This window comes from Ruegeria alba (assembly GCF_022321465.1).
Classification (GTDB): Bacteria; Pseudomonadota; Alphaproteobacteria; order Rhodobacterales; family Rhodobacteraceae; genus Ruegeria_B; species Ruegeria_B alba.
On sequence record NZ_JAKOEM010000001.1, the window covers coordinates 457,157 to 476,930 of the forward strand.

The following is a 19,774-nucleotide window of genomic DNA, read 5'->3' on the forward strand; positions in this document are numbered from 1 at the left end:
GTCTCAGCCCCCCAGGAAGGATTTGCGGACTTCGGGATCTTCGAGCAGTTCCTTGCCGGTGCCGGTAAAGGCGTTGCGGCCCTGAACCAGCACATATCCCTTGTCGGCGATGGCCAGCGCCTGCTTGGCGTTCTGCTCGACCATCAGGATCGGCAGGCCGGTGCGGCTGACCTCGATGATGCGGTCGAAAAGCTCGTCCATCACGATGGGGCTGACGCCTGCGGTGGGTTCGTCCAGCATCAGCACCTTGGGCTTGGTCATCAGCGCCCGGCCCACGGCGACCTGCTGGCGCTGGCCGCCTGACAGCTCTCCGGCGGCCTGATAGCGTTTCTCGCGCAGGATCGGGAACAGGTCATAGACCTGTTCCATGGTCTCGCGGATATCATCGCGGCGGATGAAGGCGCCCATTTCCAGGTTCTCTTCGACCGTCATCGAGGTGAAGATGTTGTTGGTCTGGGGCACGAACCCCATGCCCTTGACCACCCGGTCCTGCGGCGTGAGCTTGGTGATGTCCTCTCCATCCAGCCGGACCGAGCCGGAACGGACGTCGAGCATGCCGAACACCGCCTTCATCGCGGTCGACTTGCCGGCGCCGTTGGGGCCGACGATCACGGCGATCTCACCCGGGTTCACCGCGATGGTGCATTCATGCAGGATATCGGGCCCCTTGCCGTAACCGCCGGTCATGGTGTCGCCGATCAGAAAGGGACCGCCATCGACCTTGGTCGTGGGGCCGCTCTTGCGATGGGCGGGGGTCATGGTGCCCATGCCCTTGGTGTTGGTGATCGAGGCATCCTTGTTGCCGCGACCGTCCTGATAGGGATTGTCGCTCATGCGTCCGCCTCCAGCTGTGCCTTGTTCTTCAGGCCGGTGCCCAGATAGGCCTCGATCACCTGTTCATTGGCCTTGATCTCGTCAAGCGTGCCTTGAGCCAGGACCTTGCCCTCGGCCATGCAGATGACGGGATCACAGATCTTGCCGATGAAATCCATGTCATGCTCGATCACGACAAAGGTATAGCCGCGTTCCTTGTTCAGCCGCAGGATGGTGTCGGCGATGGTCATCAACAGGGTCCGGTTCACCCCGGCGCCGACCTCGTCCAGGAACACGATCTTGGCATCGACCATCATGGTGCGGCCCAGTTCCAGCAGCTTTTTCTGCCCGCCCGAGACCTGGCCCGCCTTGTGATCGGCCAGATGTTCGATGGTCAGGAATTCCAGCACCTCGTCGGCCTTGGCACGCAGGGCGCGTTCCTCGTCGGCGATCCGCTTGCGCCCGAACCAGGTGTTCCACAGCGTCTCGCCCGACTGGCCGCCCGGCACCATCATCAGGTTCTCGCGGCAGGTCATCGAGCTGAATTCATGCGCGATCTGAAAGGTCCTGAGCAGCCCCTTGTGGAACAGCTCGTGCGGCGGCAGGCCGGTGATATCCTCGCCATCCATGGTGACCTTGCCGCTGGTGGGCGGCAGGACGCCGGCGATCACGTTGAACAGGGTGGTCTTGCCGGCTCCGTTCGGTCCGATCAGACCGGTGACAGAGCCCTTGGCGATTTCCAGCGTCGCACCATCGACGGCATGGAATCCGCCGAAGTGCTTGTGCACGTCTTCGACGACGATCATGTGTTCCCCCGGGGCCGCTTGTTTTCTGCGGCCTTGTTGGTTGTTGCCTCATCCCCCGAAAAGAGGTGCGGCCTTTTGTCATTGAAACAGCCCGGACACAAGGCCCGGGCTGTTCAGTGTCATCTCATCGCGGGGCGATCAACGGTACTTGGCCGTGGTGATCTTGCCGCCTTCGATGGTGATCTGGCGGTAGTTGCCGGCGCTTTCGCCGGGTCCGATCAGCTCGACCGCGGTGGCGCCGACATAGTCGACCTCGCCGCCGTCCTTGATGATCTGAAGCGCCTTGGCCAGTTCGCCGGGATAGATCTTCTCGCCCGGTGCGTTGGCCACATGCATCACGTGATCCTTGTAATCGCCCGAGTCCTTGGAATTGGCCGCCTGCATGGCCAGCATGATCAGGGCCGCCGCGTCATAGGATTCCGGGGTAAAGGGCGAGGTGGAATCGAACGCGCCGCCCACCATTTCCGAGAACTTGGCCACGCCCGGGCTGTCGGTGCCGGGGTGCTGGCCGCTCGACCCTTCGATCTCGTCGCCGAAATTCTCTTCGAGCTTGGCGCCGATCATGCCATCGGGGAAGTGGAAGGTGTCGAACGCGCCCGAGTCGATGGCCGAGCGCACGATGCCCGAACCGCCCTGATCGACGTAACCGGCAACCACCAGACGGTCGCCGCCAGCAGCCGCCAGTGCGCCCACTTCGGCCGAATAGTCGGCCTTGCCGTCCTCATGCGCGGCCGAGATTGTCACGGTGCCACCCGCCGCTTCGAACGCGGCCTGGAAGCTGTCGGCCAGACCCTTGCCATAGTCGTTGTTGGTATAGGTCAGCGCGACTTCCTTGATGCCTTCTTCCATCAGCACTTCGGTCATCACGACACCCTGGCGAGCATCCGAGGGCGCGGTGCGGAAGAACAGGCCGTTGTCTTCGGCGGTCGACAGCGCGGGCGAGGTGGCCGAGGGCGAAATCATCACGACGCCGTTCGGCACGGCAACGTTGGACAGGATGGCACCGGTCACGCCCGAACAGTCGGCGCCCATGATGCCGTCGACCTTGTCCGAGGTCACCAGACGTTCGGCGGCAGCGGTGGCGGCGGCGGCATCGACGCAGGTCGAGTCGGCGCGGACCGAGGTCACGGTGGCCCCATCCAGCAGCAGGCCCGAATCGGTGACTTCCTTCATCGCCAGTTCGGCGCCATCGGCCATCGAGGGGGTCAGCGATTCGATCGGGCCGGTAAAGCCCAGAATCACGCCGATCTTCACCTCTTTGGCATGACCACCGGCAAAGGCCGCGCTTGCCATCAGGGCAGAGGCCGCAGTGGCCGTGAGAAGCTTTTTCATGTGTTACTCCCTTGTTGGAACGTAATCGTTCTGACGAAACCCTAGGCAAGCTGTCACCAAAAGAAAAGTCCTAACGAAAAAGTGGTTTGGTGCCGGAAATCATGGATGTTTTGCTTGCCCTGGTCTTGAATTGAGACTGGGCGGACGGGAGGAAACGGCATGACAATCGTACAACTTGGCAGCGTGATTCTGACGATCGCGAGCCTGCTCGCCTCGGGGCAGGCCAGGGCCGAACTGTCCTCGCGGGCGGGGCCGCTCAGGATCGAAGCCATGGTAGAAGGGCTGAGGTCGCCCTGGGCGGTGGCACCGCTGCCTGTCGGCGGATTTCTTGTCACCGAGCGGGACGGTGTGTTGGTGCATGTCGCACAGGGCCGCAAGAACGAGGTTGCCGGCCTGCCTCGGGTGCGGGTCGCGGGGCAGGGCGGTTTGCTTGATATCACCCTCGCCCGCGATTTCACCCGCAACCGGCGGCTTTACCTCACCTATGCGCAGCCGCAGTCGGGGGGCGGTGCCGGAACGGCGGTGGCGGTCGCGCGGCTGTCCGAGGACAACCGTCGCCTGACCGGCCTTCGCCAGATCTATCAGGTTCCACCGGGCGGGCAGGGCGGCCGCCATTTCGGCAGCCGGGTCGTCGAGGCGCCGGATGGTACGCTGTTCGTCACCCTGGGCGATCGCGGCGACGACGCCAGCGCACAGGATCCGACCAACCCGCAAGGATCGGTCATCCGCATCAATCCCGACGGAAGCATTCCCTCCGACAATCCCTTTGTGGGACAAAGCGGTATCCGGTCCGAGATCTGGTCGCTGGGGCACCGAAATCCGCAAGGCGCGGGGCTGGATGCACAAGGGCGGCTCTGGACCTCGGAACACGGCGCGCGCGGCGGTGACGAGGTGAACCAGATCCGGCCCGGTGCCAATTACGGCTGGCCGGTGATCTCTTATGGCCGCCACTATTCAGGGGCCAAGATCGGTGAAGGCACCCACAAGGCGGGGATGGAACAGCCGCAATTCCATTGGGATCCGTCAATCGCCCCGTCTGGCCTGCTGGTCTATTCCGGCGCGCTCCGGCCGGATTGGGCCGGTGACATCTTTGTCGGGTCGCTGAAATTCGACCATATTGTCAGGCTGACCGGCAGCCCCCTGCGCGAAGCCGAGCGGATCGAGGGCCCCGAGACCGAGCGCGTCCGCGACATCGTCGAGGCGCCCGACGGCACGATCTGGTTCATCTCCGAAGGCCGGGGCGCGGTTTATCGCGTGGCGCCAGGGGGTTAGTCCCTGCTCGCCGCTTCTTTCGGGTGTCTTTCATCGGGCGCGAACGCGCCCTGGTGTCGAAAACGCAAACCTCTGGCTGGCAGCGGCGACACAAGCGGCGCGTGATGCTAGACCGACAGTCGCGCGCTTTGCGCGCCGCGTTCGCGATAGGGCGTGGTGTTGTAATGCGCGCGGTAGCATTTCGAGAAATGGCTGGGCGAGGCAAAGCCGCAGGCCAGTGCCACGTTGATCACGCTCATATCCGTCTGCATCAGCAGGTTGCGCGCCTTTTGCAGCCTGAGTTCCATGTAATAGCGCTTGGGGCTGCGGCTGAGATAGCGGCGGAACAGCCGTTCCAGCTGGCGGGTGGACATGCCCACATCCTTGGCCAGCAGCGCGGGCGAGATCGGCTCTTCGATATTGCGCTCCATCATCTGGATGACCTGGCTCAACTTTGGGTGGCGCACGCCGATGCGGGTGGGGGTGGACAGGCGCTGGGTGTCCTGGTCGGTACGGATCGAGGAATAGATCAGCTGATCGGCCACCGCGTTGGCCAGTTCCTCGCCATGGGCATTGGCGATGAGTTTCAGCATCAGGTCGATCGAGGCGGTGCCACCCGCCGTGGTGATGCGCGGCCCGTCGATGACAAAGACCGACTTGGTCAGCGTGACCTCTTCGAATTCCTCGATGAAACTGTCCTGGTTTTCCCAGTGAATGGTGGCGCGCTTGCCGTCCAGCAGACCGGCCTTGGCCAGGGTATAACCGGCGGTGCAGAGCCCACCGATCACCGGACCGCGCCGCGCCTCGCGCCGGAGCCAGCTTACCACCTTTTTCGTGGTGGCCTTCTGCACGTCGATGCCACCGCAGACCAGCACCACATCCTCGCGCCGCAACTCGTCCAGATCGCCGTCGAGCTTGAACACCGTGCCGTTGGAACAGGTGGCCGAGGCACCGCCTTCGCCCACGACGGACCATTCATACAGCTGCTGTCCCGCCATCCGGTTGGCGATGCGCAACGCCTCGACAGCGCAGGCGAAACACAACATCGTGAACTGGTCGAGCAGGACAAAGACAAACCTCTGCGGCTTCTTCTGGCCGGTATCCACTCTGACAACTTGGCGTTGCTCTTTCATGCGCGCGTTCCTTGGCTTATGTGACGCTACGTCGGGGGCGTCTGCGCTGGGTTGTCATTCACATTGCTCAGAGCTTGTTTGCGACGTCAAGAGGCGCAAATCTGATATGGTCTCTGCCCGGGTCATTTTGTATAGAGGCCCCCTGTGAATATCCTTGCGGAGATGAGAGCGATGAGCGAGTGGCAAAAATCGACCTGGCGCGCGAAACCGCGGGTCCAGATGCCCGATTATACCGATCAGGCCGAACTGGCCCGTGTCGAGGCGCAGCTTTCCCAGTATCCGCCCTTGGTCTTTGCCGGCGAGGCGCGGCGGCTGAAACGGCATCTGGGCGCAGCCGGGCGCGGCGAGGCCTTTCTGCTACAGGGCGGCGATTGCGCCGAGAGCTTCGAGCAATTCAGCGCTGACGGCATCCGCGACACGTTCAAGGTGATGCTGCAAATGGCGATGGTGCTGACCTTCGGCGCCAAGGTGCCGGTGGTCAAGGTGGGACGCATGGCGGGTCAGTTCGCCAAGCCGCGCAGCGCGCCGACCGAGGTGGTCGATGGCGTGGAACTGCCCAGCTATCGCGGTGATATCATCAACGAGCTGGCCTTTACCCCCGAGGCGCGTATCCCCAACCCGCAGAAGATGCTGCAGGCCTATACCCAGGCGGCGGCGACGCTGAACCTGTTGCGCGCCTTTTCGACCGGCGGTTTCGCCGACATGAACCGGGTGCATTCCTGGACGCTGGGCTTTACCGACGAACAGGATGTGCAGAAATACTCCGAGATCGCCGACCGCATCCAGGACACGATCGACTTCATGGGCGCGGCGGGCATCACCGCCGATACCACGCATCAATTCTCGACGGTCGAGTTTTACACCAGCCACGAGGGGCTGCTGCTGGAATACGAAGAGGCGCTGACGCGGCTCGATTCGACTTCGGGCAACTGGCTGGCGGGCTCGGGCCACATGATCTGGATCGGCGACCGGACCCGGCAGCCGGACGGCGCGCATGTGGAATTCTGCCGCGGCGTGCTGAACCCGATCGGCTTGAAATGCGGGCCGACCACCACCGCCGAGGATCTCAAGGTGCTGATGGCCAAGCTGAACCCCGAGAACGAAGAGGGCCGGCTGACCCTGATCGCGCGCTTTGGCGCGGGCAAGGTCGCAGATCACCTGCCGCGCCTCGTTCAGGCGGTGCGTGAAGAAGGCGCCAAGGTGACCTGGGTTTGCGACCCGATGCATGGCAACACGATTAAATCAGCCTCGGGCTACAAGACTCGCCCATTCGAATCCGTGCTGCGCGAGGTACGTGACTTCTTTGCTGTGCATCAGACAGAAGGTACCGTGCCCGGTGGCGTACATTTCGAAATGACCGGGAAGGACGTAACCGAATGCACTGGAGGTGTTAGGGCCGTAACCGACGAGGATCTGAGCGCCCGTTATCACACCGCCTGCGATCCGCGCCTGAATGCCAGCCAGTCGCTGGAACTGGCCTTTCTCGTGGCCGAGGAACTGACCCGGCTGCGCGCCGATCAGCGCCGCCGCGCCGCGAGCTGAAGCAGTATCAGACTTTAGACAAAGTGGCCCGGGGCATCGTCCCGGGCCATTTCCGTTGTGACCCCGAGTTTTTCCTTCAATCCTCGGGCAGAACCAGGCGCAACTGCGGCTTGCCACCCGCAAATCCCGTGCGTGGTTCGGCAAACCCCACAGTTTCAGCAGGCCCAGAGACCTGTTCCTTTGCCGTGTCCGCTGCCGCTGGAAGGTCGCGCAGGGTCGATCCGGCGATCTCGAAGCGGCGCCCACCAGTGCCCAGCGGCCCATCCGAGATCATGATACCCAAGGCCCGGCTGACATCGCCGAAATCGCTTTGCAGCGGCAAGAGGATCATCCGCGCCTCGACCCGAGGAGCGGTGAACCGCCGTTCCGCGTTCAGCGTCATTTCGGCGATGGCCGGCGTGTCGAAGACATGTTCCAGCGTGGCGCCGATCTCGGACCGGGCACCGGCGGTGAAAAACGCGGTCAGCGGCATGCCGCGCACCTCCATCCCGGCAATCTCGCTCAGATGGCTGCCGGCCAGGCGGAACCGGGCGATACCGGGTGCAATCCGTTCCAGGATGAACGTGTATTCCAGGATGTTTTCCAGCCCGCGCGGGTCGATGTCCGAGCGTCGCGGCACCCCGTCACCGTCGCGCAGGGCCGCCCAATAGGCTTCGGCCTGCCGAAGCGGCGACACGGTACGTCCGCTGCGAAACCGGTCCATCGAGATCACATTCCCCGCGCTGTCCCCGGTACCCGGCCGGGATCTGCTACCAAAAAAAGCCTTCATCACCGTTACCCTGTTGCTCGTCGTTCTCCTGCCTTGGCTCGCGTCCTGCAGGGCAAGGGCTGAGCTTAAGACAGGTTACCTAAACGTTAACCTGCCACGGATTGCCCCAATCTTGGACCTATTTCTTAACGAATGGTTAACCGGGTAAAACTTGACGAAAATCCGGCCGGGTCTTGCTCAAGGGGCGGGCTTGGCATTAGGTGCGGGGACATTTCCGGCTGGGCCGGAACCACCAGAGAGGGCAGCGATGATCAGATCCATGACCGGTTTCGCCTCGGCGCGCGGCGAATTGGCGCCGTTCAGCTGGAGCTGGGAGCTGCGCAGCGTGAATGCCAAGGGGCTGGATCTGCGCCTGCGTGTGCCCGAATGGCTCGAAGGTCTGGAGACCGCGATCCGCGCCGATCTGGGCAAGGCGCTGACGCGCGGCAGCGTGACGCTCAGCCTGCGGCTAAGCCGGGGCGAGGAGGGCGCGGCGCTGTCTCTGAACCCCGCAGCGCTGGCGGCGGTACTGGAGGCCCTGTCGGAGGTCGAGGACCAGGCGATGGCGCGCGGCATGACGCTGGCGCCCTCGCGCGCGGCCGATCTGCTGGCGCTGCGCGGTGTGCTGGAGGCCGGTGGCGGCGGCGACGATCCGGCCCCGCTGGTGAAACGGCTGAAGGCCGAACTGGGTCCGCTGATCGCCGCATTCCTGCAAATGCGCGAGACCGAAGGCAAGGCGCTGGCCCAAATTCTGCAAAACAACCTGACCCGTGTCGCGGAACTGACCGCGCAGGCGGCGGATCTGGCCGAGGCGCGCAAACCGCTGGTGGCCGAAACCCTGCGCGCCAATCTGGCCCGTGTGCTGGGCAACAGCGACGGCGCCGATCCCGACCGGGTGGCGCAGGAACTGGCCCTGCTCGCCGTCAAGGCCGACGTGACCGAGGAACTGGACCGCCTGCACGCCCATATCAAGGCCGCCCGCGACCTGCTGGCCAAAGGCGGCGCGGTGGGCCGCAAGCTGGATTTCCTGATGCAGGAATTCAATCGAGAGGCGAACACACTCTGTTCAAAGTCACAAAACGCTGATCTGACCGGGGTAGGGTTGGAGCTGAAGGCGGTGATCGACCAGATGCGCGAGCAGGTGCAGAATGTGGAATAAAGACAGGAAGCAAGACAGATGACAGACCGCCGTGGCCTCTTGATCATTCTCTCCTCCCCCTCGGGCGCGGGAAAATCGACGCTCGCACGCCGGTTGATGGCCTGGGATCCGGGTCTGAAATTCTCGGTCTCGGCCACCACCCGCGCGCCCCGTCCGGGCGAGGAACATGGCCGCGAATACTATTTCCTCAGCGAAGAGCAGTTCAAGGGACAGGTGCGGCGCGGCGAAATGTTGGAACATGCCCATGTGTTCGGCAATTTCTATGGCTCACCCGCAGGCCCCGTGCGCGACACGATCGAGGCGGGCCAGGACGTTCTGTTCGACGTCGACTGGCAGGGCGAAATCCAGATCCGCAACTCGGATCTGGGTAAACATGCGCTGTCGATCTTCATCCTGCCGCCGTCGATCAAGGAGTTGCGCCGCAGGCTGGAAAGCCGGGGCCAGGACAGCGCCGAGGTGATCTCGCGCCGGATGCTCAAAAGCTGGGACGAGATCAGCCATTGGGGCTATTACGATTATGTCCTGATCAACGACGATCTGGACGCCACCGAGGAACGGCTGAAAACCATTGTCAGCGCCGAGCGGATGCGCCGCATCCAGCAACCGGCGCTGCAAGAACATGTGCGCAAGCTGCAAAGCGAATTCGAGGACCTGTCATGACCATCTATGCCCTGGGCGAACACCGCCCCGAGATCCATCCCGACACCTGGGTCGCCCCCGATGCCAACCTGATCGGCAAGGTGGTGCTGGAAGAGGGCGCCTCGGTCTGGTTCGGCTGCACCATCCGCGCCGATCACGAAGAGATCCGGATCGGGCAGGGCAGTAACGTGCAGGAAAACTGCGTCATGCATATCGACGCGGGCTATCCCCTGACCATCGGGGCGAATTGCACCATCGGCCACAAGGTCATGCTGCATGGCTGCACCATCGGGGAAAACTCGCTGATCGGCATGGGCGCGACGGTGCTGAACGGCGCCAAGATCGGCCGCAACTGCCTGATCGGGGCGGGGGCGCTGATCACCGAGAACAAGGAAATCCCCGACAACTCGCTGGTGATGGGAGCGCCCGGCAAGGTGGTGCGCCAGCTGGACGAGGCCGCTGTGGCCCGCATCGCCTGGAGCGCCAAGCACTATCAGGACAATATGCGCCGGTTCCGCGACACGATGGTCGCGGTCGACTGATCCCGACCGCTGCCATGAGCGACGCACTGAACCACGATTTCCTGGCCGCCATGCCACTGGCGGCCCTGCTGGTCGATCAGTCTGAACGCATCATCGCCGCCAATACCGAGGCGCAGACTCTGTTGGGACAGCAGATCGTCGGGCGGCACTATGCCACCATCCTGCGCCAGCCGCAGGTGATCGAGGCAATCGAGCGCTCCCTGCGCGACAAGGGCGCCAGCCGCAGCCGCCATCTGGCCAATGATGGCGCACAGGACACCACGTTCGAGGTGGCCTGCCGCTATGTGAACGGAATCGGTGCGGTTGCGGGCGGCGCGGTGCTGGTCAGCTTTACCGACGTCACCCCGATGGAGCAGGCAGGGCAGATGCGGCGCGATTTCGTCGCCAATGTCAGTCACGAGCTGCGCACGCCGCTGACCGCGATCATGGGCTTCATCGAAACCCTGCGCGGCCCGGCGCGCAACGACCCCGCAGCCCAGGACCGTTTCCTGGGCATCATGGAGCAGGAGGCGGGCCGGATGAACCGGCTGGTGGGTGACCTGCTGTCACTCAACCGGGTCGAAAGCGAAGAGCGGATCCGCCCCCGTGGTGCGGTGGATCTGACGGCGCAGATCGCCTCGACCCTCAATTCGCTGCGCCCGCTGGCAACCGAGGCAGGGGTCGAACTGCACAGCACCGGCCCTGAAACGCCGGTCAACGTGACCGGGGACGAGGACCAGATCCGCCAGGTCCTGACCAACCTGATCGAGAACGCGATCAAATATGGCGGCCGCGGCGGCGAGGTGCGTGTCACCCTCAGCGAGGCCGAGCGTGACCCCGCGGTGCGCGGCCCCGCCGCCCGTATCCAGGTGTCGGACAAAGGCGCAGGTATCGATCCGGTCCACCTGCCGCGCCTGACCGAGCGCTTCTATCGCGCCGACAGCCACCGCTCGCGGCAGAAGGGCGGCACCGGGCTGGGGCTGGCCATCGTCAAGCATATCGTCAACCGCCATCGTGGCCGGATGCGGGTGGAAAGCACGCTGGGCAGCGGTACCACCTTTACCGTGATTCTACCGAAATAGCGCCAAGCCAGGCGCCGGGACGGTCATCGCAGATAAGCACCCGGCTGTCATGCGGCCTTTACATGGCTGTCATGCAAACTTGCCGTCACAAATCCGGGCTTTGTCATATCCCTGTTACATGGCCGTCACAAAAGCCTCATGCGCGACCCCTAGAAGTCGGCCAAGGTCATCATGGGGATGATCGCTAGATTACCGCTGTCAAGGAGACTGCAATGTCCTTTGTGAAACTGTCGGCTTCGGCCCTGGCAATTGCTGCTGTTTCGGCCACCGCCGCCACCGCGCGCGACCAGGTCCAGGTGGCCGGGTCCTCGACCGTTCTGCCCTACGCCTCGATCGTCGCCGAAGCCTTTGGCGAAAACTTCGACTTCCCGACTCCGGTTGTGGAGTCGGGCGGCTCGTCTGCCGGTCTCAAGCGCTTCTGCGAGGGTGTGGGCGAAAACACCATCGACGTGGCCAACGCCTCGCGCAAGATCAAGGACAAGGAAATCGCCGTCTGCGCCGAGAACGGCGTGACCGACATCATCGAGGTCCGCATCGGCTATGACGGCATCGTGTTTGCCAGCGACATCGGTGGCAACGGGTTTGAATTCACTCCGGCCGACTGGTTCCTGGCCCTGTCCGACAAGATCCTGGTCGACGGCCAGCTGGTCGACAACCCCAACAGCACCTGGGCCGACGTGAACGCCGCCTTCCCGGCGCAGCCGATCCAGGCCTTCATCCCGGGCACCAAGCACGGCACCCGCGAAGTGTTCGAAGAAAAGGTGATCCTGGCAGGTTGCGAGGAAACCGGTGCCTTCGAGGCCTTCAAGGCCGCCAATGGCGACGACAAGAAGGCCGCCGAGAAAGCCTGTATCGCGCTGCGCACCGACGGTGTGTCGGTTGATATCGACGGCGACTATACCGAAACACTGGCGCGCATCGAATCGAACAAGGACGGCATCGGCGTCTTTGGCCTGGCCTTCTACGAGAACAACACCGACAAGCTGCAAGTGGCGACCATGTCGGGCGTCGTCCCCTCGACCGAGAGCATCGCAACCGGTGAATACCCGGTGTCGCGCCCGCTCTACTTCTACGTCAAGAAGGCGCATATCGGCGTGATCCCCGGCCTGAAGGAATATGCCGAATTCTTCATCGCCGACGAGATCGCCGGCCCCGATGGCCCGCTGGCCGAATATGGCCTGGTCTCGGACCCGGAACTGGTCGAGACTCAGGAAGCCGTGGCTGACGAAAAGGTCATGGGCGGCAACTCCTAAGGGTTGACCCAGATCGTGATACCCGCCGGGGCGACAATGTTCGCCCCGGCTTTTGATCCTCAGATGACGGACGCTTTGTGATGCCGACCCTCTGGCTGGTGCTGTTCCTCCTCCTGCTTTCCACCCTTGGATTTTTCGCCGGTCGCGCACGGGCGTTGAAATCCGCCGGTGGCGACCCCCGCAAGCTGCATTCGCTGCCGGTCTATTACGGGTTGAACGTGGCCCTCAGCGGGCTGGTTCCGGCGCTTGGCGTGCTGGCGGTCTGGCTTTTGGCGCAGCCGATGCTGATCGACACCCGCGTGTCCTCGCTGCTCCCCGAGGACAGCATTCCCGCCGACTTGACCCGCGATCTGGTCATGTCCGATGTGCGCCGCGTGGCCGAGGGTCTGGATATCGCCGTGGCGCAGGGCGCGCTGAGCGAGGCCGAGGTCGGTGCGCTGAAGGCCGGAAGTTCCGACATCCGCGCCCGGCTGGGCGAGGTCGGTGTGGCGCTGGGTTCGGATGTGCGCCCCGAGGTCCTGGCGGCGGCACGCAGTTATCGCGCGCTCAGCCATACGGGCACGCTGGTAATGGCAGCCGTGGTTGCGGGCCTGTCACTGGCCGGTCTGGCCTGGTCCTATGCCCGCACCCACCGCGATTACCGCGCCCGCAACGTGGTCGAACGCGGGGTTCTGGCGCTGCTGATCCTTGCCGCCTCGCTGGCCATCCTGACCACCATCGGCATCGTGCTGTCGATGCTGTTCGAGACGTCCAATTTCTTTGGCCTGCACGACTGGCGCGACTTCTTCTTTGGCAGCACCTGGGCGCCCAACTTTCGCGGCGACAGCGAGTTGTCGATCCTGCCGCTGTTGTGGGGCACTCTATATATCTCTCTGATCGCGCTGCTGGTTTCGGTGCCGATCGGCCTGTTCGCGGCGATCTACCTTTCGGAATATGCCGGCAAGGCGACCCGCAGCTTCGCCAAGCCGCTGCTTGAAATCCTCGCCGGTATCCCGACCATCGTCTATGGCCTGTTCGCGCTGCTCACCGTGGGGCCGATGCTGGCCGATATCTTTGGCAAGGGCGGCGCGCTGGGGGTCGACTGGATGGCCGGTGCCACCTCGGTGCTGACCGCCGGTGTGGTGATGGGCATCATGCTGATCCCCTTTGTCAGTTCGCTGAGCGACGATATCATCAACGCGGTGCCGCAATCCATGCGCGACGGCTCGCTGGGGCTGGGCGCGACCCGGTCCGAGACCGTGCGCAACGTGGTGTTGCCCGCCGCGCTGCCGGGCATTGTGGGCGCCATCCTGCTGGCCGCCTCGCGCGCCATCGGTGAGACGATGATAGTGGTGATGGGGGCGGGGGCGATTGCCAAATTCTCGCTCAACCCGCTGGAATCGATGACCACCATCACCACCCGCATCGTCAGTCAGTTGACCGGAGACACGGATTTCGCCAGCCCCGAGACGCTGGTGGCCTTTGCCCTGGGCCTGACCCTGTTTGTCCTGACGCTGGGGCTCAATGTCCTGGCGCTTTATATCGTGCGCAAATACCGGGAGCAGTACGAATGACCGACCTTACCCCCGACGCCGCCCCCGGCCGCCGCCATGGCGGGTCGCTGCTGACGCTGGACGCACGCACCCGCCGCCGCAACCGTGCCGAGGCCCGGTTCCGCGCCTATGGCATCGGCGCCATCCTGATCGGCCTTCTGATGCTGGTGGTGCTGGTCGTTACCATCGTCTCGCGCGGCACCGGCGCCTATACCCAGACCTTTGTGACGCTGGATGTGGAGCTGCTGGAGAACAAGCTCGACAAGAAAGGCACCCGCGATATCGAGGCGATCAAGAAGGTCTCGACCTTCGGCTATGCGCCGCTGATCAACGCGGCCTTTGAATCCGCCACGGACAAGGCCGGGATCGAGACCGCGCTGAAGCCCAAGGATCAGGCCGCGATCCTGTCGAAAAGCGCCGCCGCGCAGCTGCGCGATTATGTCATTGCCGATCCTGACCGGATCGGCCAGACCGTCAGCTTTCGCTTTCTGGCCAATTCGCGGGTTGATGGCTACTTGAAGGGGCGCGTCACCCGCGAGAGCATCGCCAATGACAAGTCGATCAGCGCCGAGCAGCTGGATTTCGTCGATCAGCTGATCGCGGCGGGCATGATCAGGAAGACCTTCAACCTCGATTTCATCCTGGGCTCGGACGCCTCGGACCAGCGGCCCGAGGCCGCCGGCATGGGCGTGTCGATGGTCGGCTCGCTGTTCATGATGCTGGTGGTGCTGGTGCTGGCGCTGCCCATCGGTGTGGCCGCCTCGATCTATCTTGAGGAATTCGCGCCCAAGAACTGGCTGACCGACGTGATCGAGGTGAATATCTCGAACCTGGCCGCGGTGCCCTCGATCGTGTTCGGTATCCTGGGTCTGGCGGTCTTCATCAACTACATGCACCTGCCCATGTCGGCGCCGCTGGTGGGCGGTCTGGTGCTGACGCTGATGACCCTGCCCACCATCATCATCTCGACCCGCGCCTCGCTCAAATCGGTGCCGCCCTCGATCCGCGATGCGGCGCTGGGGGTCGGGGCCTCGAAGATGCAGGCGGTTTTCCACCACGTGCTGCCGCTGGCCGCGCCCGGCATCCTGACCGGCACCATCATCGGCCTGGCGCAGGCGCTGGGGGAAACCGCGCCGCTCCTGCTGATCGGCATGGTGGGCTTCATCGCCTCGAACCCGCCCGACGGGATCGCCGCGGGCTTGCTGTCGCCGAACTCGGCCATGCCCGCCCAGATCTATGAATGGGCCAAACGGGCCGACCCGGCCTTTTACGAACGCGCCTGGGGGGGCATCATCATCCTCTTGGTGTTCCTCGTCACCATGAATACGCTGGCCGTGATCCTGCGCCGCCGCTTTGAACGCCGCTGGTAGAAGGAGGCAGACAATGAACGATATGTCCCGAGTGGAGAGAGCCGTGGAAATCAAGCAAACCAAGATGGAGTGCCGGGACTGCCACGTCTATTACGGCGACACCCACGCCATCAAGAACGTGAATGTCGATATCGAGGACAAGACCGTGACCGCCTTTATCGGTCCCTCGGGCTGCGGCAAGTCGACTTTCCTGCGCTGTCTGAACCGGATGAACGACACCATCGCCGGGGCGCGGGTCGAGGGCTCGTTCATGCTGGACGGCGAGGATATCTATGACAAGCGGGTCGATCCGGTGCAGTTGCGCGCCAAGGTCGGCATGGTGTTTCAGAAACCCAACCCGTTCCCCAAGTCGATCTATGACAACGTGGCCTATGGCCCGCGCATCCACGGTCTGGCCCGCAACCGGGCCGAGATGGACGAGATCGTCGAAAAGGCGCTGCGTCGCGGCGCCATCTGGGACGAGGTCAAGGACCGGCTGGACGCGCCGGGCACCGGCCTGTCGGGCGGCCAGCAACAGCGCCTGTGCATCGCCCGCGCCATCGCCACCGAACCCGAGGTGCTGCTGATGGACGAGCCCTGTTCGGCGCTCGACCCCATCGCCACCGCCCAGGTCGAGGAACTGATCGACGAGCTGCGGCAGAACTATTCGGTGGTGATCGTCACCCACTCGATGCAGCAGGCCGCGCGGGTCAGCCAGAAAACCGCCTTTTTCCACCTCGGCCAATTGGTGGAATTCGGCGAAACCGGTCAGATCTTCACCAATCCCGACGACCCCCGGACCGAAAGCTATATCACCGGCCGGATCGGCTGAGAACAGGAGCAGGACACATGGCTCAACAGCATATCACCTCGGTCTATGACCGGGATCTGGAGGCGATCCAGGCCCATATCATGAAGATGGGCGGCCTGGTCGAGGCGGCGATCATGGCCTCGGCCCGCTCGCTGGAAACCCGCGACGCGGAACTGGCAAACGAGGTGCGCGCGGGCGACAAGGCCATCGACGCGCTCGAAGAGCTGATCAACCAGGAAACCGCGCGCCTGATCGCGCTGCGCGCGCCCACGGCGGGCGACCTGCGGCTGGTGCTGACGGTGCTCAAAATCGCCTCGAACCTGGAGCGGATCGGGGATTATGCCAAGAACATCGCCAAGCGGACCACGGTGCTGGTCGATCAGCCGCAGGTGGGCGACAGCGCCGCGGCCCTGCGCCGGATGGCGCGCGAGGTCGAACTGATGCTCAAGGATGCGCTGGACGCCTATATCCAGCGCGACGCCGAACTGGGCGCGGATGTGATCGAGCGCGACCATGAGGTGGACCAGATGTATAACGCGCTGTTCCGCCAGTTCCTGACCTTCATGGCCGAGGACCCGCGCAACATCACCCCCTGCATGCACCTGCATTTCATCGCCAAGAATGTCGAGCGCATGGGCGACCATGTCACCTCGATCGCCGAGCAGGTCGTCTATCTCGTCACCGGCAACCGCCCCGACGAGATGCGCCCCAAGGGCGATGTGACCTCGACCACCGCATAGGGAGGCACGGGACAGATGTCAGCCGATCAACCCAGCGTTCTGGTGGTCGAGGATGAAATGGCCCAGCGCGAGGTGCTGGCCTATAATCTCGAGGCCGAGGGGTTTCGCGTGATCCGCGCCGAGAATGGCGAAGAGGCGATGCTGCTGGTGGACGAAGACACGCCCGATATCATCGTGCTGGACTGGATGATGCCGAACCTGAGCGGCATCGAGGTCTGTCGGCGGCTCAAGACCCGGCCCGAAACCCGCAGCATCCCCATCATCATGCTGTCGGCACGCAGCGAGGAGGTGGACAAGGTGCGCGGGCTGGAAACCGGGGCCGACGATTACGTGGTCAAACCCTATTCGGTGGTCGAGCTGATGGCCCGCGTGCGCAGCCAGCTGCGCCGGGTCCGCCCCTCGACCGTGGGCCTCAGGCTGGAATACGAGGATATCGTTCTGGATGCCGAAACCCACAAGGTCAGCCGCTCGGACCAGCCGCTGAAGCTGGGCCCGACCGAGTTTCGGCTGCTGTCGACCTTCATGGAGAAACCGGGCCGGGTCTGGAGCCGCGAACAACTGCTGGACCGGGTCTGGGGGCGCGACATCTATGTCGATACCCGCACGGTCGACGTGCATATCGGGCGGCTGCGCAAGGCGCTGACCCAGCATGGCGGAGACGATCCGGTGCGCACGGTGCGCGGCGCGGGTTACGCGCTGGGCTGAGGCGGGCAGGGCGCGCTTAGCGCGGCAAGCCCTCCTCGGGCTCGGCCTGCGCCGCCAGCCAGTGGCGAAAGGCGCGCAGCGACGGGTCGTTGCCGCGCGCGCGCGGCCAGACCAGGTAATAGGCGCCCAGGGTTTCGACCGCGTCGGGATAGGCGGCAACCAGGCGCCCGGTGGCCAGATCCTGTTCGACCACGTAATTCGGCAAAAGCGCCACCCCCAGCCCGTGCAGCGCCGCCTGTCCGATGGTGGCGAACTGGTCGTAAAGCGTACCGGGCAGCGTTTCGGGGCAGGCGACCCCCATCTGCGCGAACCAATCCTGCCAGGCGCGCGGGCGGGTCTGAATGTGCAACAGCGGCAGGCGCAGCAGGTCGCCGGGTGATTTCGGCGCGCCATGTGGCAGAAGGCCGGGCGCACAGACAGGCAGCACCCGCTCGGACTTGAGCAGCAGCCGGTCGGTACCTGGCCAGTCCGGTTCACCAAAATGAAGCGCAGCATCAAAGGGTTCTGTGGCAAAGTTGAACGGGCGCAGCCGGGTGGTCATGTTGATGGTGATATCCGGATGCAGGCGCGAGAACTCGGGCAGGCGCGGCATCAGCCAGCGCATCCCGAACGTGGGCAGGATCGCCAGATTGACGGTGCCGCCCGCCGGTGCCACCTGTAGCCTGAGAGAGGCTTGAGCAATCCGGTTCAACGCCTCGCGGATCTCGGTCACGTAATCCTGCGCCGCCGGTGTCAGCGACAGCCGCTTGCGGTCGCGCCGGATCAACTCCACCCCCATCTGCCCTTCGAGCGTCTGCAACTGACGGCTGACCGCGCTTTGCGTCAGCGCCAGTTCCTCAGCCACAGCCGAGGCCGAGCCGAGCCGGTCCAGCGCTTCGAGCGCGCGCAGCGAGGAGATCGACGGAAAGAACTTGCGTGAGGTCAGCATGTATGCGTTTTACTCATGAAAACCCGCAAAAGTCTTGCTGTATTTTGCGGTTCGGGAAAGATATCTTGCGGCCAATCAGGATTTCAGGAGTTTTTCCGATGGATATCGCCGCCAAGCCCGCCCTGCGTGACAAGGACAAGCCCGATCTGGGCGGTTTCGACTGGGAGGATCCGTTCCGCCTGGCCGACCAGTTGAGCGAAGACGAACGCATGATCGCCGACGCCGCCCGCGCCTATGCGCAGGAAAAGCTGCAACCGCGCGTCACGCAAGCCTTCCAGACCGAACATACCGACCCCGAGATCTTTCGCGAGATGGGTGAAATGGGCCTGCTGGGCACCACCATCCCTGAACAATATGGCGGCATCGGCGCGGGCTATGTGACCTATGGCCTGGTGGCGCGCGAGGTCGAGCGGGTCGACAGCGGCTATCGCTCGATGATGTCGGTGCAAAGCTCGCTGGTGATGTACCCGATCTATGCCTATGGCAGCGAAGAGCAGCGGATGAAATACCTGCCGAAACTCGCCAGCGGCGAATGGATCGGCTGTTTTGGCCTGACCGAACCCGATGCAGGGTCGGACCCGGCCAGCATGAAGACCCGCGCCGTCAAGACCGAGGGCGGGTATCGGCTCACCGGGACCAAGATGTGGATCTCGAACGCGCCGATCGCCGATGTTTTTGTTGTCTGGGCCAAGTCGGACGCGCATGACGGCAAGATCCGCGGCTTTGTGCTGGAAAAAGGCATGAAGGGGCTGAGCGCGCCCAAGATCGAGAACAAGATGTCGCTGCGCGCCTCGATCACCGGCGAGATCGTCATGGACGGTGTCGAGGTGGGCGAAGAGGCGCTGTTGCCGCATGTCTCGGGCCTGAAAGGCCCGTTCGGCTGTCTGAACCGCGCCCGCTATGGCATCAGCTGGGGCGTGATGGGCGCCGCCGAGGCCTGCTGGCACGGTGCGCGGCAATACGGTCTGGACCGCAAACAGTTCAACCGCCCGCTGGCCCAGACCCAGCTGTTCCAGTTGAAACTGGCCAATATGCAGACCGAGATCGCGCTGGGCCTGCAAGCCAGCCTGCGCGTCGGCCGTCTGATGGACGAGGCCAATGCCGCGCCCGAGATGATCTCGATCGTCAAGCGCAACAACTGCGGCAAGGCGCTGGAAATCGCCCGCCACGCCCGCGACATGCATGGCGGCAACGGCATCAGCCTGGAGTTCCAGGTGATCCGCCACATGGTGAACCTGGAGACGGTGAACACCTATGAGGGCACCCATGATGTGCACGCCCTGATCCTGGGCCGGGCACAGACCGGTTTGCAGGCATTTTTCTGACCCTCCCTCGGGTTTTGAAATCAAGGGCGCGGGGCTCAGGCCTCGCGCTTTTTTCATCTCGCCCCCTTCACATTCGCCGTGTTTCCTTCATATAAGGCAACGTGA

General features: G+C 63.9%; 19 protein-coding genes. 13 read left to right on the forward strand and 6 right to left on the reverse strand.

What is annotated here, in order from left to right; genetic code table 11:
• Positions 1–3: 3 nt before the first annotated feature.
• From MB818_RS02180 to MB818_RS02190, 3 genes are all read right to left on the reverse strand, one after another.
• Positions 4–834, reverse strand: coding sequence for an ABC transporter ATP-binding protein (locus MB818_RS02180; RefSeq protein ID WP_234136707.1), 831 nt, complete (start codon positions 832–834; stop codon positions 4–6).
• The gene (locus MB818_RS02185) at positions 831–1,619 is read right to left on the reverse strand and encodes an ABC transporter ATP-binding protein (RefSeq protein WP_234166594.1); all 789 of its coding nucleotides are present in this window, start codon (positions 1,617–1,619) and stop codon (positions 831–833) included. The genes MB818_RS02180 and MB818_RS02185 overlap by 4 nt, the downstream gene beginning before the upstream one ends.
• A gap of 138 nt (positions 1,620–1,757) precedes the next feature.
• Positions 1,758–2,951, reverse strand: coding sequence for an ABC transporter substrate-binding protein (locus MB818_RS02190; RefSeq protein WP_234136709.1), 1,194 nt, complete (start codon positions 2,949–2,951; stop codon positions 1,758–1,760).
• A 159-nt stretch (positions 2,952–3,110) separates the two neighbouring features.
• Between MB818_RS02190 and MB818_RS02195 the strand changes: the two genes are divergently transcribed.
• Positions 3,111–4,223, forward strand: a complete 1,113-nt coding sequence (locus MB818_RS02195) for a PQQ-dependent sugar dehydrogenase (RefSeq protein WP_238903734.1) — start codon at positions 3,111–3,113, stop codon at positions 4,221–4,223.
• A 107-nt stretch (positions 4,224–4,330) separates the two neighbouring features.
• Here the strand turns inward: MB818_RS02195 and MB818_RS02200 are convergent, their stop codons facing one another.
• A complete protein-coding gene (locus MB818_RS02200) occupies positions 4,331–5,335 on the reverse strand; it encodes a GlxA family transcriptional regulator (RefSeq protein ID WP_234136711.1) in 1,005 nt (334 codons plus the stop codon).
• A gap of 171 nt (positions 5,336–5,506) precedes the next feature.
• On the opposite strand from MB818_RS02200, the gene MB818_RS02205 reads away from it, so the two are divergent.
• Positions 5,507–6,877: a class II 3-deoxy-7-phosphoheptulonate synthase gene (locus MB818_RS02205; protein WP_234136712.1), complete on the forward strand. Its 1,371-nt coding sequence runs from the start codon at positions 5,507–5,509 to the stop codon at positions 6,875–6,877.
• Between the two features lie 76 nt (positions 6,878–6,953).
• On the opposite strand, the gene MB818_RS02210 is transcribed toward MB818_RS02205, so the two are convergent.
• Entirely contained in the window at positions 6,954–7,646 is a 693-nt protein-coding gene (locus MB818_RS02210; RefSeq protein ID WP_234162551.1) for a PAS domain-containing protein, read from the reverse strand.
• A gap of 247 nt (positions 7,647–7,893) precedes the next feature.
• Between MB818_RS02210 and MB818_RS02215 the strand changes: the two genes are divergently transcribed.
• The 10 genes from MB818_RS02215 to phoB all read left to right on the forward strand — a co-directional run bounded on the left by MB818_RS02215 (position 7,894) and on the right by phoB (position 17,416).
• Positions 7,894–8,784, forward strand: coding sequence for a YicC/YloC family endoribonuclease (locus MB818_RS02215; RefSeq protein ID WP_234136714.1), 891 nt, complete (start codon positions 7,894–7,896; stop codon positions 8,782–8,784).
• An 18-nt stretch (positions 8,785–8,802) separates the two neighbouring features.
• Entirely contained in the window at positions 8,803–9,444 is a 642-nt protein-coding gene (gene gmk / locus MB818_RS02220; protein ID WP_234136715.1) for a guanylate kinase, read from the forward strand.
• A complete protein-coding gene (locus MB818_RS02225) occupies positions 9,441–9,965 on the forward strand; it encodes a gamma carbonic anhydrase family protein (protein WP_234136716.1) in 525 nt (174 codons plus the stop codon). The genes gmk and MB818_RS02225 overlap by 4 nt, the downstream gene beginning before the upstream one ends.
• A gap of 14 nt (positions 9,966–9,979) precedes the next feature.
• Positions 9,980–11,026, forward strand: a complete 1,047-nt coding sequence (locus MB818_RS02230; protein ID WP_238903736.1) for a sensor histidine kinase — start codon at positions 9,980–9,982, stop codon at positions 11,024–11,026.
• A 212-nt stretch (positions 11,027–11,238) separates the two neighbouring features.
• Positions 11,239–12,279 carry a substrate-binding domain-containing protein gene (locus tag MB818_RS02235; RefSeq protein ID WP_234144248.1) on the forward strand — a complete coding sequence of 347 codons (1,041 nt, stop codon included), beginning with the start codon at positions 11,239–11,241 and terminating at the stop codon, positions 12,277–12,279.
• Positions 12,280–12,359: 80 nt separating this feature from the next.
• Positions 12,360–13,832, forward strand: coding sequence for a phosphate ABC transporter permease subunit PstC (gene pstC / locus MB818_RS02240; protein ID WP_238903738.1), 1,473 nt, complete (start codon positions 12,360–12,362; stop codon positions 13,830–13,832).
• A complete protein-coding gene (gene pstA, locus MB818_RS02245; protein ID WP_238903740.1) occupies positions 13,829–15,181 on the forward strand; it encodes a phosphate ABC transporter permease PstA in 1,353 nt (450 codons plus the stop codon). Before pstC ends, pstA begins: the two co-directional genes overlap by 4 nt.
• A 13-nt stretch (positions 15,182–15,194) precedes the next feature.
• Positions 15,195–15,992 (forward strand): phosphate ABC transporter ATP-binding protein PstB, encoded by a 798-nt coding sequence (gene pstB, locus MB818_RS02250; protein WP_238903742.1) that lies wholly within the window; start codon positions 15,195–15,197, stop codon positions 15,990–15,992.
• Between the two features lie 17 nt (positions 15,993–16,009).
• Entirely contained in the window at positions 16,010–16,711 is a 702-nt protein-coding gene (phoU, locus tag MB818_RS02255; protein WP_234144245.1) for a phosphate signaling complex protein PhoU, read from the forward strand.
• Positions 16,712–16,726: 15 nt separating this feature from the next.
• Positions 16,727–17,416 carry a phosphate regulon transcriptional regulator PhoB gene (gene phoB, locus MB818_RS02260; protein WP_234175733.1) on the forward strand — a complete coding sequence of 230 codons (690 nt, stop codon included), beginning with the start codon at positions 16,727–16,729 and terminating at the stop codon, positions 17,414–17,416.
• 16 nt (positions 17,417–17,432) lie between these two features.
• On the opposite strand, the gene MB818_RS02265 is transcribed toward phoB, so the two are convergent.
• A complete protein-coding gene (locus tag MB818_RS02265; protein ID WP_234136724.1) occupies positions 17,433–18,344 on the reverse strand; it encodes a LysR family transcriptional regulator in 912 nt (303 codons plus the stop codon).
• A 98-nt stretch (positions 18,345–18,442) separates the two neighbouring features.
• Between MB818_RS02265 and MB818_RS02270 the strand changes: the two genes are divergently transcribed.
• On the forward strand, positions 18,443–19,669 hold the full coding sequence (locus tag MB818_RS02270; RefSeq protein ID WP_234136725.1) for an acyl-CoA dehydrogenase: 1,227 nt from the start codon (positions 18,443–18,445) through the stop codon (positions 19,667–19,669).
• The last annotated feature ends 105 nt before the right edge of the window (positions 19,670–19,774 follow it).